The following is a 13,361-nucleotide window of genomic DNA, read 5'->3' as shown; positions in this document are numbered from 1 at the left end:
CATGGCGCGAGACCCGAACAGCGCCTGAGCGGACCTGGTCCGATCCGTCCGGTTCACAGCAGCGTCGCCGTCGATATCGCCACAGCCCCCGCCGTCCCCCGGCCCGGGCGAGGCGGTACCGGCGGCGACGTGCTCCACTCCCCGCGAACCCGTAGAATCGCAGGCGTGTCTAAAGTCTTGAGCAGCCTCCCCGTCGGCGAGCGCGTCGGCATCGCCTTCTCCGGAGGTCTCGACACCTCCGTCGCCGTCGCCTGGATGCGCGAGAAGGGTGCCGTCCCGTGCACCTACACCGCCGACATCGGCCAGGCGGACGAACCGAACATCGGCGCGGTCCCCGACCGCGCCAAGGAGTACGGTGCCGAGATCGCGCGCCTCGTCGACGCGAAGTCGGCGCTCGTCGAGGAGGGCCTCGTCGCCCTCCAGTGCGGTGCGTTCCACATCCGCAACGCCGGCAAGACCTACTTCAACACGACGCCGCTCGGTCGCGCCGTGACGGGCACCATGCTCGTCCGCGCGATGAAGGAGGACGGCGTCGACATCTGGGGCGACGGCTCCACCTACAAGGGCAACGACATCGAGCGGTTCTACCGCTACGGTCTGCTCGCCAACCCGCGCCTGCGCATCTACAAGCCGTGGCTCGACGTCGACTTCGTCAACGAGCTCGGTGGCCGCAAGGAGATGAGCGAGTGGCTCGTCGCCCGCGACTTCCCGTACCGCGACTCCACCGAGAAGGCGTACAGCACCGACGCCAACATCTGGGGCGCCACCCACGAGGCCAAGCGCCTCGAGGAGCTCAGCTCCGGCATGGAACTCGTCGAGCCGATCATGGGCGTGCCGTTCTGGCGTGAAGACGTCGCGATCGCCTCCGAGGTCGTCACCGTCACCTTCGAGGCCGGTCGCCCGGTCGCGCTCAACGGCGTCGAGTACGCCGACGCGGTCGCGCTGGTCCTCGAGGCCAACGCCATCGGTGGTCGTCACGGCCTCGGCATGAGCGACCAGATCGAGAACCGCATCATCGAGGCGAAGAGCCGCGGCATCTACGAGGCCCCCGGTATGGCGCTCCTCCACATCGCGTACGAGCGTCTGCTCAACGCGATCCACAACGAGGACACGGTCGCCAACTACCACAACGAGGGTCGCCGACTCGGCCGCCTCATGTACGAGGGCCGCTGGCTCGACCCGCAGTCGCTCATGCTCCGCGAGTCCATCCAGCGCTGGGTCGGCTCCGCCGTCTCGGGTGAGGTCTCCATCCGTCTGCGCCGTGGCGACGACTACACGATCCTCGACACCTCGGGCCCGGGCCTCAGCTACCACCCCGACAAGCTCTCGATGGAGCGCGTCGGCGACGCGGCGTTCGGCCCCGACGACCGCATCGGTCAGCTCACCATGCGCAACCTCGACATCGCGGACTCGCGCTCGCGGCTCGAGCAGTACGCAGCGGCCGGCATCGTCGGCGGCGCGACCGCGGACCTCGTCGGCAAGCTCGAGCAGGGTGAGGCGCAGGAGATCCTCGGCGGCGAACTCCTCGACCCGACCGCCGACGCCCTCGAGCGCGCGACCGACCTCGCTTCCGAGGGCGCCGCGTTCGACTCCGGCACCGACTAGTCGCACCCCGCAACGCCGAACGCCCGCCGCACTCCAGGAGTGCGGCGGGCGTTTCGCGTCGGCGCTACCTGCCCCAACTCAGGAAGGACGCGGCGTGTCGATCTGCAACCCCGCCGACACGCCGGACGACTCCTGAGTTGGGGACGGCAGGGGTTCACAACTCAGGACCGGTGCGGCGCGTCCCGCCGGACACGCCGGGTGGCCGATGCGACCCGCCGGGGCCGTCCTGAGTTGTGAACCGACCAGGCCTACGCGGGGACGGGCGACTCCGCGTACCGCTCGGGCCGGAAGGTCGCGAGCAGCGGCGAGGGTTCACCGTCGACGATCTCGTCCGCGAGGAGTTCACCGGCGATGAGCCCGAGTGTCGCACCGCTGTGGCTGAAGGCCGTGAAGAGGCCCGGCAGCTGCGGGACCGCACCGAAGACCGGCTCGCCGTCCCCGGGGATCGGCTTGTAGCCGGCCCCGATGTGGTTGAGTTCGAGGGTCGGGTTGCCGGCGAGCACCCGCGATCCCTCGGCCAACAGCCGCTCCACGGTCGAGTCCGAGATGTGCAGCGAGCCGTCGTCGCGGACCTCGATCTCCTCCTCCGACCACGCGGAGTCCAGCGCGAAGCCGCCCTCCCTGGTGCGACGGACGGCCACCTTCGGCGTGTTGAGGACGGCGACGAGCTCGGATGCGACGGGCGTCGTGAACGCGACGAACGCGGCCGGGCTCTGGTCGCCGATCGTGATGCCGAGTGCGGCGAGCTGGGCCGGGACGTCGGGACCCGTGGCCAACAGGACCGCGTCGGCCTCGATGCGGTCGCCGTTCGCGAGCACCGCACCCACGGCACGTCCGCCGGACGAGGCGATCTCGGCGCCGGCGTCCGTCACGATCCGTCCGCCGCGGGCGACGAACTCGCGGGACAGCACCTCGATCACGGACGGCAGCTCGACCCAGCCCTCGCCCGGGTTGAAGATCGCGCCCTCCGCAGCCACGGCGGCCGGATCGACACCCGGCGTGACCGAGGCGACCTCCTCCGGAGCCAGCCACCGGGCGTCGTAGCCGATGCCGCGCTCGTAGGCGAAGGTCTCCGCGTAGGACTCGCCCTCCGGTGCCCACATCAGTCCGCCGTCGAAGCGGAGGAAGTCGGCGCTCGGGATCTGCGCGGCGAAGGTCCGCCAGCGGTCGATCCCGAGGACACGGAGCGCGTGGTACTCGCTCGACCGCTGGGCTGCGGAGTTCAGCCAGGCGAGCGATCGTCCCGAGGCGCCGCTGGCGAGGGAGCGGTCGGTCACGAGGGTCACGTCGGCACCTCGGCGGGCGAGGGCGACGGCGCTGGACGTTCCGAGGATGCCGCCGCCGATCACGACGACGCGTCGGCTGGTCTGGGTGCTGCTGCTCATGCTGTCTGCTCTTTCTGTTCTGGAGTGGTGCGTTCGTGAGGTGCTGCGGCCGCGTGGACGGCCTCGATGATCTCGAGGACGGTGATCGCGTCGGCCGGATCGACCGGTGGAGGACCGCCGTCGTGCAGGGCGGTCGCCAGGAGGCGGGTGAAGGCGGCGTAGTCGCCGTCGGCCATCGGGACGGGCTCCGTGGCGCCGTCGACGCCGATCGAGCCCCAGCCGGACGGGTCGCGCCGGCCGAACCCCTCGTCCCGAGGATCGGCACCGGCTTTGAGCGCGGGTTCCTGGCCGTCGAGTCCCCACGAGGTGTAGCCGCCGGAGGAGCCGAGGATGCGGAACCGTGGGCCGGCCTGAGCGACGAGCGACCCCATCCACAGGTGCGACCGGACCCCCGAACGGTGACGGAACGCCACGAAGGCGTCGTCGTCCGCGACCGCTCCGGGCCGGACGACACCGAGTTCCGCCTGGACGTCCTCGACCTCGCCGAACAGCTGGATGGCCTGATCGATCACGTGCGTGCCGAGGTCGTAGAGGATGCCACCGCCCTCCGCGGCGGTCGCGGCCGTCTTCCACGATGCGGGCGGATCGGGCTTCCACCACTCGAAGCGTGACTCGAAGCGATGGACGTGCCCGAGCGCGCCCTCGTCGAGCAGCCGCCGAACGGTCAGGAAGTCACCGTCCCAGCGGCGGTTCTGGAAGACCGGGACGAGGCGGTCGGCGGCTGCAGCACGATCGACGACCGCCCGGCCCTCGGCCGCGGTGACGGCGAACGGCTTGTCGACCACGACGTGCAGGCCGGCGTCCAGGGCGGCTGTCGCGAGCGCGGCGTGCGTGCCGGACGGCGAGCCGATGACCACGAGGTCGAGTTCGTCGGCTCGGCCGTAGAGCTCCTCGACGGTCGACACCACCTGGACACCCGGGTACCGGCCGAGCGCCTCGGCCCGTCGATCCGGGTCGGAGGTCACGACGAGGTCAAGCGAGTAGTCGGGATCCGCGGCGAGGAACGGCGCGTGGAACACCGCGCCGGAGGTGCCGAAGCCGATGACGCCCGTCCTGATCGTGCCGGACACGCGCGCCGCCATCAGAGGACCTCGGAGAGGAAGCGCTGCAGGCGGGGGCTCTGCGGTGCGTCGAACAGCTGCGACGGGGTCCCCGCCTCGACCACGCGGCCCTCGTCCATGAACACGACCTGGTCGGCGACCTTGCGGGCGAAGCCCATCTCGTGGGTCACGACGAGCATCGTCATGCCGCGCTGCGCCAGGCCGGCCATGAGGTTGAGGACGCCTTTCACGAGTTCGGGGTCGAGGGCGCTCGTGGCCTCGTCGAACAGCATGACCTCGGGCTCCATCGCGAGCGCTCTGGCGATTGCGACGCGCTGCTGCTGGCCGCCCGAGAGGTCGCGGGGTCGGTGGTCCGACCGCTCGCCGAGTCCGACGTCGTCGAGGCGTGCTGCCGCGACCCGCAGCGACTCGCTCTTCGACATGCCCTTCACGTTGCGGAGCGCGAGGGCCACGTTCTCGAGCGCGGTGTGGTCGGGGAAGAGGTTGAAGTGCTGGAAGACGAGGCCGACCCGCGTCCGGAGCCGCTCGGGCTTCATCTTCAGGGCGCTCTCGCCGGCGAGGAGGACGTCGCCGGAGGTGGGCTCGTGCAGGCGGTTCACCCCGCGGAGCAGCGTCGACTTTCCTGAACCGGACGGGCCGATGATGCACGTCGTGGTGCCGGGCTCGACGTCGATGCTCACCTCGCGGATGACCTCGATGTCGCCGTAGGCCATCGAGACGTCGCGCAGCTCCAGGCTCGAGCCGCGGTAGAAGTGTCCGTCGGTGACGGGCAGGGGAGAGGTGTAGGTCATGTGTTGCTCCCGGTGGTGACTGGCAGGGGTGGCTGCACCTCGTCGAGTTCGTCGAGGCCGCTCTTCGGCGGGGTGGCCTTCCGGCGTCCCGTCCGGAAGCGGTTGTCGAAGAAGTTGACGAGGTGGGTGAGGGGCACGGTGATGACGAGGTAGAACAGCCCCGCCATGACGAGCGGCGAGAGGTTGCCGGTGAGGACCGCGGCGTCCTGACCGACCCGGAACAGCTCGCGTTCGCTCACGAGGAGCCCGAGGAAGTAGACGAGGCTCGAGTCCTTCACGATGGCGATGAACTGGTTGACGAGCGCGGGGAGGACCCGGCGGATGCCCTGCGGCACCACGACGAGTCGCATCGCCTTGCCGTAGCTCATGCCGAGCGCCCGGCAGGCCTCGAGCTGGCCGCGGTCGACGCTCTGGATGCCGGCGCGGAAGATCTCGCCGATGTAGGCGGAGGCGATGAGGCTGAGGGCGAGGATGCCCAGCGGATAGGGCGAGGGGCCGAACAGCTGCTGGCTGAAGCGGGCGAAGCCCTGGCCGATGAGGAGGATGGTGAGGATCGCCGGCAGGCCGCGGAACACGTCGGTGTAGATCCGCGCGGGCACTCGGAGCCAGCGTGAGGGCGAGATGCCCATGATGGCGATGATCATGCCGAGGACGACGCCGATCACCGTGGCGGCGATCGAGATGACGAGGGTGTTCACGAGCCCGGTGCCGAGCAGCTGCGGGAACACCTGCCACATCGCGTCGAAGTCGAAGAAGGTCTTGATGATGCTGTCGAGCCAGTCCATGCTGTCTGCTCCTGAGGGGTGGGATGGTGTGGTGCGGGCCGGTGTTCGGCCCGCACCACGAGACGGGGACTACTCGGTCGACGAGGTCGGGCTGGGGCTGGAGGTCTGCTCCGCCTTCGGCAGGTACTGCTCGGGCATCGGGGAGCCCGGGAACCACTTCTGGTAGAGCTTCTTCCAGGTGCCGTCCTCCATCGCCTCGGCGAGGGCCTTGTCGAGGGCCTTCTTGAACTCGGGCTTGTCCTTCGCGATCGCGAACCCGGCCGGTGCGTCGAAGGACGGGATGTCGATGGCGTTCACGAGCCCGTACTGGGCCGCGTACTCCTTCGCCGCTTCGTAGTCGAGGAAGTGGGCGTCGATGCTGCCGCTGTTGACGGCCGAGATCGCCGAGTTGTTGTCGGGGAAGCGCACGAGCTCGGTGTCGGTGAAGTGCTTGACCGCGTAGGCCTCCTGGAGGGTTCCCTGGACGACGCCGAGGCGCTTGCCGGCGAGGCTGTCCGCGTCGGTGATGCCGGAGTCCTTCGCCGCCATGACCGTGAGGTACCCGGCGAGGTAGCCGTCGGAGAAGTCGACCGTCTGCTCGCGCTCCTTGGTGATGCCGATGGCCGCGACACCGACGTCGAACTGTCCGTTCGCGACGGCGGAGAGCAGACCGGAGAAGTCCTGACCGGTGAACACGACGTCGTCGATCCCGATCCGCTTGGCGACGTCGGTGAAGAGCTCGACGTCGAAGCCGGTGAACGTCCCGTCGGCGTCGGTGAAGGTGTACGGCTTCGAGTCGCCGAGGCTGGCGACGCGGATCTGTCCGGGGGTGATGAGTCCGTAGGGGTTGTCCTCGGTGCTGCTCGCGGTTCCGGCACCACCGGAGCACGCGGAGAGGATGAGAGCGGTCGCCGCAGCGACGGCGAGGAGGGCCGTCCTGCGGAGGGTGAAGCGATTCGTCACGGCGAGTCCAATCGTGGGGAGGAGTTCGTGGTGCGTGGAGGGAACCGTCGGCTCGTGTCTTGTGGACGCCGCCAGCTCCATTGCTGTCGTTCTGCTGGTGAGACCGGTCTCAATGTCATAGGTTGAGACCGGTCTCAACAGGTTGTCCAGGACAGTACCCTGGTTCTCGGACAACGTCAACGACGCAGCAGACCCCATCGGAGGGCACATGGCAACGGATCCGGGTACCGGCAGACGCGAGGCGACGGTGTCGGACGTCGCGAAGGCGGCTCGGGTCTCGAAGGCCACGGCGGCCCGCGCGCTCGGTGATTACGGGGCCGTGAGCGACGACGTGCGGGACCGCGTGCAGGCCGCCGCGGAACGCCTCGGTTACCGCCCGAACGCCCTCGCGAAGAGCATGAACACGGGGAAGTCCAACACCATCGGGGTGGTCATCGGTGATATCGAGAACCCGTTCTTCGCTCGCGCGACCCGGGGGATCTCCGACGTCGCGCAGGCCGCCGGATTCGACCTCATCCTCGCCAATTCCGACGAGGAGGTCGACGCCGAGACGGCCGCGATCGAGCTCCTCCTCGACAAGCGCGTGGACGGGTTCATCGTCACGCCGGCCTCCTCGATCGAAACGAGAAGTTTACAAACGGCGCTCGCCGAGGGGCGTCCCGTCGTGCTCCTCGACCGCCGTGCGGCCGGTATGGAGGCCGACACGGTCGTCGCCGACAACACCTCCGGGGCGGCCGTGGCCACCCGGCACCTCCTCGCCGCCGGACACCGTCGGATCGCGTTCATCTCGACGCTCGGGCACGGGGAGCCGTATGCCTCAGGGGACGATGTCGGCTCCTCCTCGGTCGGCGATCGCATCGACGGGTTCACGGATGCCCTCCGTGAGGCCGGCGTCGAGGATCCGGCCGCGTCCGTCCACCTCAACGCGCGTGCGGAGGGGATCGACGTCATCACCCGGAAGGTCCTCGGCGACCCGGACCCCGTGACCGCGATCATCGCCTCCGACAGCCTGGTCGGCTCCGCGGTCTTCCGGACCATCCGCGAACTCGGCCTCGCGATCCCCGACGACGTGTCGCTCATCGCCTTCGACGACGCCGACTGGACGAGCCTCACCACGCCGCCGATCACTGTCGTGTCGCAGCCGATCTACGAACTCGGGGCCGAGTCCGCACGCCGGTTGATCGCCCGGATCGGTGGGGCGGGGGCCGTCGCGGAGGAGTTCGTGCTCGCCCAGACGCTCATCGAGCGCGGCTCCGTGGGTGCGCCCCCGACCCGCTGACCCGCCGACCGCGGTTCGTAACTCAGGACGGCTGCGGCGTGTCGGGCGCGACACGCCGGGCGGACGGCGCGACGCGCCGGGACACTCCTGAGTTAGGGACGGAGGGAAGGCCGTCAGTCCGGGATGCGCGGCGGGTGTTGTTGTGTCCCTAACTCAGGACCGCTGCGGCGTGTCGGGTGCGACACGCCGGCCGGACGGCGCGACGCGCCGAGACGCTCCTGAGTTAGGGACGGCGGCGGAGGACGAGGACGCTGTCGTCGAGCTCGGCGGGCTCGCCGTCTGGCCCGATCGCGGCGCGCGCGACGAGCCCTGCGGTGACGACCTCCCACTCGGTCGCCTCCAGCTCCAGCGAGGCGTGGACCTCGTCGGGCGTCGGGAAGTGCACGTGTGCGATGTGCTCGGTCGCCCAGGGCGGCGGACCGGCGTGGCCGACGACGAGGAGCGTGCCGCCGGGAGCGACCGCGGACGCTGCACGGCGCAGCACGGCCTCCCGGGGGAACTCGACGGGGGAGTGCAGGAAGGTCGCGGTGACGAGATCGAACGACGCCGACGGTTCCCACTCGACGAGGTCGGCCTGCACCCAGGTGATGCGATCGGCGACCCCCGCCTCGCTCGCGGTCGATGCTCCGAGGGCGAGCGCGCTCGGGGAGATGTCGACCGCGGTCACGGACCAGCCCTGCCGGGCGAGCCAGACGGCGTCGGCGCCCTCTCCACTGCCGAGTTCGAGCGCGGTCCCGGGCACCAATCCGCCCACCTCTCGCTCGAGGGCGGCGTTCGGTTTGCCGCTCCACACCTGGCCGCGGCTGCTGTAGCGGTGCTCCCAGAAGGCGGCGGGATCGGTGATGGCGGGCTCGTGCTCGGAGGTCATGGCATCAGCCTGCCGTGACACCGGCTGCGAACAGCCGTTTCTTGCCGGAACGGCAACGGAGGTTGTCACCGGGTGGTCTTCGACGCTTCTACAGGCTCAGTGACCGGATCGCGGCTCAGTGACCGGGTTACGGTTCAGGGAGCGGATCGCGGCTCAGGGACCGGGCGCATCGACGCCGGGTCCGACGCGGCGCAACTCGGGCACAGCCGAGGTGCGCCGCGTCCTGCGTCAGGCGCGGAAGTTGAGCGCCAGGTCGATCAGGAGGCGCGTGCCGTACCCGGTCGCACCCTTCGACCGCCAGGACTCGTCCGACTCCACGAGCATGGTGCCGGCGATGTCGAGGTGCGCCCACGGGATGTCGCCGACGAACTCCGCGAGGAACAGCGCGGCGAGCGTCGAACCGGCGAACCGGCCGCCGATGTTGGCGAGGTCCGCGACGTCCGAGTCGAGCTGCTTCCGGTAGCTGCGTTCGAGCGGCAGCTGCCACAGCTGCTCGTCGGTGGCCTTCGACGACGCGAGCGTCTGGTCGACGATGCCCTGGTCGGTGCCGTGCACGGCCGCCGTCTTCGTGCCGAGCGCCATGATCGCGGCACCGGTCAGCGTCGCGATGTCGACGATCGCGTCGGGCTCCTCCTCGACGGCGAGGCTCAGGCCGTCGGCGAGGACGAGACGACCCTCGGCGTCGGTGTTCTTGATCTCCACGGTGGTGCCGTTGCGGAACGTCAGCACGTCGCCGAGCATCGTGGCCGAGCCCGAGGGCATGTTGTCCGTGCACATGAGGAACGCCGTGACGCTGCTCGTGCAGTGCAACTCCTCCAGCGCCGTCATGGCGGACAGGATCGCTCCGGCGCCCGCCATGTCCATCTTCATCGCCGCGTGGGACGGGTCGGACGGCTTGAGCGAGATGCCGCCCGAGTCGTACATGATGCCCTTGCCGACGAGCGCGAGGTGTCCTGCGGCTTCGATCGGCGAGCCGTCGTCGTCCTTCGGCGTGTACCGGAGCTTGATCATGCGCGGTTCCTCGACGCTGCCGGCGTTGACCCCGAGCAGGCCGCCGAGACCGAGCTCGATGAGCGCGTCCTTGTCGAAGACCTCGACGTCGAGCCCGTTCGCGGCACCGAGCGTCTCGGCCACCTCGGCGAGGTCGGTCGCCGTGAGGTGTCCGGGAGGCGTGTTCGCGAGGTCGCGCGCGAGGTTCGCCGAACGGGCGAGGACCTCGCCACGGTGCGCGCCGGTCGCGGTCTCGGGCAGGTCTTCAGCACCGGCGACGAGGTGGAGCGCGACGAGCGGGGTGCGCTTCGTCTCGCGCTTCAGCTCGGTGTAGCGGTACCGGGCGAGGAGCGCGCCCTCGACGACGAGCTGGCCGGCGGATGCCGGGTCGAGGTCGAACGACCGCGCCACGTCGAGGCCGATGCTGGCGAAGGAGGAGGCCGCACGGGCGAAGGCCGCAGCGATGTCGCGGAGGGCTGCCGGGGTGCGCTTCTCGGGGGCACCGACGCCGACCGCGATGTGCGTCGGGGCGTCCTGGCTGGGGATGACGAGCGTCTGGCCGACCTCACCGGTGAACCCGGCGCGGGTCAGGGCCGCACGGTCGAGTCCGAGCGCGGCGGGGATGTCGTCGCCGGCGCCGTCGGCTGCGGGGGCGACGGCCAGGCCGATCGCCTCGACGCCCTCGGGGAGTTCGATCGCGACGCTCAGCTCGACCGCCTCGGCGTCGAGTGAGGGGGTGCGGGAGAAGGTCGGCGGGATCAGCTTGGTGGGGCGGGATGGCATGCAGCGTCCTTCGTCTCGGAGTCGGGCTGGATCCATCGTATGGGCCTCACCTGGCCGCTGACGCGAGAGGTCTGGCAGGATGCCGGGATGGGTGCATGGGGAACGGCGATCTTCTCGAACGACACGGCGTCGGACATCCGCATCGAGTACCGCGAGTACGTGCAGGACCGGGTGCCGGACGACGAGGCGACGCGACGGACCATCGCGTCGTTCGCCCACCTGGTGGAGCGCGAGGACGGCGAGCTGTGGATCCCGCTCGCGGCCGCGCAGAGCGAGGTCGGCCGGCTCGATGCCGACGTGCGGACGCGGGCGATCGCGGCGATCGATCGCGGTGCCGACCTCGAGCTCTGGGCCGAAGCAGGCCCGGGGGAGGTCGCCAAGCGGACCGCGGCCCTCGATCGCCTCCGCGAGAAGCTCCTCGGCCCGCAGCCCGCACCGAAGCGCCTCCGTCGATCGTGGCGCCACGTGGAGGACGACCTGGCGCCGGGCGACGTCCTCGCGTTCACGGCGCCGAACGGACGTACAGCCCTGTTCCGGGTCGCCGGCATTCATCGGTCCCGATACGGCGACTCACCCGAGCTCGACGTGCTCGACTGGGTGGGCGAGCAGGTCCCCGGGCCGGAGGCCCTGGCGACGCTGCGAGCGAAGCGCGAGCCGGCGTCGTTCAGCCTGCCGGAGCGCCCGGTGGTCTGGCGGCCGGATCGGTTCCGCAAGACGGACCCCGTGTGGCACGAGGTCGGCTTCGTCCGTGTGGCACGTTTCGAGGGGTGGCCGAACCGGCCGGGCCAGACGCCTGGCCACTCCGGCCTCTGGCGTGTGCTCAACCTGGTCGTGACCCGCGACCTCCTCGACGGGACCTGGTGAGATGAGGCGGATCGTCGCTCGCGGGGTGCGCGGGCGACGATCCGCCTCACCTCAGCGGGAGGCGACGAGCGCGCCCCGGACGTCTTCGCGCGTCTCGGCCCCGATCGCCTGCGTGTGCGCCTGGGCGAGCACGTCCGCGATGACCACGCGCTCGCCGGACTCGGCGGACCGCACGGCGGCCTCCACCATCGCGAGGCTCAGCACGTTCGCGTGCACCTCGCCCGACGGGACACGGCCCGTGCGCAGGGCGTCGACGAACTCGACGAGCGAACCGGCGATCTCCTCCGGCACGTCCGGCTCGAGCTCGGCGGTCTCGACCGCCGACGGTGATCCGCCCTGCGGCGCGAGCTGCCGCTGCGGAGCGGAGTCGCCGTCCCAGACGGCCGTGCCGCGCTCGCCGTTCACCCGCCAGCTGCCGTTCCACGAGGTCTCCACGCCGTCCGCACACCAGCTGCCGCTGTAGGTGTAGCGGACTCCTCCGGCGAACTCGAAGACCGCAGTCGCGGCGGCGTCGGCGGAGAACCAGCTCCACCCGGGGTTGTACTCCTCGCAGTACACGGCGATCGGGTCGCTGCCGAGGACGTAGCGGGCGGCGTCGAAGGCATGGATCGCCATGTCGACGAGCAGCACGTGCGCCATCTCCTCGCGGAAGCCGCCGAAGTGCGGTGCCTTGAAGAACTCAGTCGTCGCGGACCCGAGCCGACCGAGCGTGGCGACCTGCTCCCGGAAAGCGGCGATCGACGCGTAGTAGCGACGCGACTGGCTGGTCATGAGCAGTTGCCCGCTGGCCTCGGCAGTCGCCGCCAACGAGAGGGCCTGCGCCACCGTCGGTGCGATCGGCTTCTCGCAGAGCACCGGCAACCCGGCGAAGAGCGCCTCGGTGTTCACCGGGTGGTGCGCGGCGGGCACGGTGACGTTGACGACCGCGTCCGCCCCCGTCGCCTCGGCGACGACCGACACGCTGGTGCCGACGACGACACCCTCGGGGCCCACGCCGAGCCCCGCCTCGGTCACCGCCGACTCCGCGAGGGCCGTGTCGAGGTCGACGACGCCGACGAGTTCCGTGTCCGGGTTCACGAGGATCGTCCGCAACCACGCCCGTCCCATCCCGCCCGCACCGACGAGCACGAGCCGGACCGGCCTGGTGGCGTCCGCGAGCGTCGCGAAGCCACCGTCGACAGGAGCACTCATCGCGCGAGCGCCCCTTCGTATCCGCGGCCGTTGTAGAAGTCCTCGGTCTCGTACCGCAGCAGGACCGGCACCGCGCGTTCCGGACGCAGCGTCTGCGCCCACCGGACGCCGTTCGCGAGGACGCGACGGACGTGCTCGTGGTGGTAGACCGGGTAGTCCTGGTCGCCGGGAGAGAAGAAGAAGATCTTGCCGAAGCCGCGCTTGTAGGTCATGCCGGAACGGAAGACCTCGCCACCGGTGAAGGTCGACAGGAAGACGAGCTCGTCGGGTGCGGGGACGTCGAAGAACTCGCCGTACATCTCCTGGGCCGGGATGATGAACGGGTGCGGGATCCCCTGGGCGATCGGGTGGGTGGGGTCGACGGTCCAGACGATCTCGCGGTCCTCCTCCGACCGCCACCGGAGCGTGCACGAGGTGCCCATGAGCTTGCCGAAGATCTTCGACCAGTGGCCGGAGTGCAGCACGAGCAGACCCATACCGGCGAGTACGTGCTGGTGCACGCGCTCGACGACCTCGTCGGCGACCTCGCCGTGAGCCGCGTGGCCCCACCAGACGAGCACGTCGGTCGCGGCGAGCACCTCCTCGGTGAGCCCGTGCTCCGGTTCGTCGAGCGTGGTCGTGGTGACCACGGCGTCGGCGCCGAGGTGCTCTTCGATGCCCTCCTTGATGGTCGTGTGCATGCCGTCCGGGTAGATGGCGCGGACCTTCTCCTCGATCTGCTCGTGGCGGTTCTCGCCCCAGACGAGGACGCGGATGGGGGTGCTGCTGTCGGACATGGTGGTGCTCCTTCGAGGATGCGTTGCGTGGTCGGAGAGGG

At 70.4% G+C, this 13,361-nt stretch carries 12 protein-coding genes; 3 read left to right on the top strand and 9 right to left on the bottom strand.

The annotated features are described in order from the left end of the window. The first annotated feature begins 165 nt into the window (after positions 1–165). Positions 166–1,605, top strand: coding sequence for an argininosuccinate synthase (argG, locus tag ITJ62_RS04625; RefSeq protein WP_071261487.1), 1,440 nt, complete (start codon positions 166–168; stop codon positions 1,603–1,605). Positions 1,606–1,853: 248 nt separating this feature from the next. Here the strand turns inward: argG and ITJ62_RS04620 are convergent, their stop codons facing one another. From ITJ62_RS04620 to ITJ62_RS04600, 5 genes are all read right to left on the bottom strand, one after another. Then, positions 1,854–2,990 carry an FAD-binding oxidoreductase gene (locus ITJ62_RS04620; RefSeq protein WP_194599873.1) on the bottom strand — a complete coding sequence of 379 codons (1,137 nt, stop codon included), beginning with the start codon at positions 2,988–2,990 and terminating at the stop codon, positions 1,854–1,856. Next, positions 2,987–4,060, bottom strand: coding sequence for a Gfo/Idh/MocA family oxidoreductase (locus ITJ62_RS04615; RefSeq protein ID WP_370581815.1), 1,074 nt, complete (start codon positions 4,058–4,060; stop codon positions 2,987–2,989). Before ITJ62_RS04615 ends, ITJ62_RS04620 begins: the two co-directional genes overlap by 4 nt. An 11-nt stretch (positions 4,061–4,071) precedes the next feature. Next, the gene (locus tag ITJ62_RS04610; protein ID WP_064293895.1) at positions 4,072–4,842 is read right to left on the bottom strand and encodes an amino acid ABC transporter ATP-binding protein; all 771 of its coding nucleotides are present in this window, start codon (positions 4,840–4,842) and stop codon (positions 4,072–4,074) included. Continuing rightward, positions 4,839–5,627: an amino acid ABC transporter permease gene (locus ITJ62_RS04605; protein ID WP_064293894.1), complete on the bottom strand. Its 789-nt coding sequence runs from the start codon at positions 5,625–5,627 to the stop codon at positions 4,839–4,841. The genes ITJ62_RS04610 and ITJ62_RS04605 overlap by 4 nt, the downstream gene beginning before the upstream one ends. A gap of 69 nt (positions 5,628–5,696) precedes the next feature. Next, the gene (locus ITJ62_RS04600) at positions 5,697–6,569 is read right to left on the bottom strand and encodes an ABC transporter substrate-binding protein (protein WP_071261542.1); all 873 of its coding nucleotides are present in this window, start codon (positions 6,567–6,569) and stop codon (positions 5,697–5,699) included. Positions 6,570–6,777: 208 nt separating this feature from the next. On the opposite strand from ITJ62_RS04600, the gene ITJ62_RS04595 reads away from it, so the two are divergent. Continuing rightward, complete coding sequence (locus ITJ62_RS04595; RefSeq protein ID WP_194599871.1) at positions 6,778–7,848, top strand: LacI family DNA-binding transcriptional regulator; 1,071 nt, start codon at positions 6,778–6,780, stop codon at positions 7,846–7,848. Between the two features lie 223 nt (positions 7,849–8,071). Here the strand turns inward: ITJ62_RS04595 and ITJ62_RS04590 are convergent, their stop codons facing one another. Both ITJ62_RS04590 and ITJ62_RS04585 read right to left on the bottom strand, forming a co-directional pair. Continuing rightward, a complete protein-coding gene (locus tag ITJ62_RS04590) occupies positions 8,072–8,716 on the bottom strand; it encodes a cyclopropane-fatty-acyl-phospholipid synthase family protein (RefSeq protein ID WP_194599870.1) in 645 nt (214 codons plus the stop codon). Between the two features lie 228 nt (positions 8,717–8,944). Continuing rightward, positions 8,945–10,489 carry a leucyl aminopeptidase gene (locus ITJ62_RS04585; protein WP_194599869.1) on the bottom strand — a complete coding sequence of 515 codons (1,545 nt, stop codon included), beginning with the start codon at positions 10,487–10,489 and terminating at the stop codon, positions 8,945–8,947. A gap of 87 nt (positions 10,490–10,576) precedes the next feature. On the opposite strand from ITJ62_RS04585, the gene ITJ62_RS04580 reads away from it, so the two are divergent. Further along, positions 10,577–11,353 (top strand): hypothetical protein, encoded by a 777-nt coding sequence (locus ITJ62_RS04580; protein WP_194599868.1) that lies wholly within the window; start codon positions 10,577–10,579, stop codon positions 11,351–11,353. A gap of 51 nt (positions 11,354–11,404) precedes the next feature. Here ITJ62_RS04580 and ITJ62_RS04575 read toward each other — a convergent pair whose 3' ends face one another. Both ITJ62_RS04575 and ITJ62_RS04570 read right to left on the bottom strand, forming a co-directional pair. After that, positions 11,405–12,544 (bottom strand): Gfo/Idh/MocA family protein, encoded by a 1,140-nt coding sequence (locus ITJ62_RS04575; protein ID WP_194599867.1) that lies wholly within the window; start codon positions 12,542–12,544, stop codon positions 11,405–11,407. Further along, the gene (locus ITJ62_RS04570) at positions 12,541–13,320 is read right to left on the bottom strand and encodes a ThuA domain-containing protein (protein ID WP_064295429.1); all 780 of its coding nucleotides are present in this window, start codon (positions 13,318–13,320) and stop codon (positions 12,541–12,543) included. Before ITJ62_RS04570 ends, ITJ62_RS04575 begins: the two co-directional genes overlap by 4 nt. Positions 13,321–13,361: the final 41 nt, after the last annotated feature.

It is taken from the genome of Plantibacter sp. VKM Ac-2876 (genome assembly GCF_015350715.1).
Taxonomy (GTDB): domain Bacteria; phylum Actinomycetota; class Actinomycetes; order Actinomycetales; family Microbacteriaceae; genus Plantibacter; species Plantibacter auratus.
Note: the sequence above shows the minus strand (reverse complement) of the source record. Positions and strands in the feature narration are given on the sequence as shown.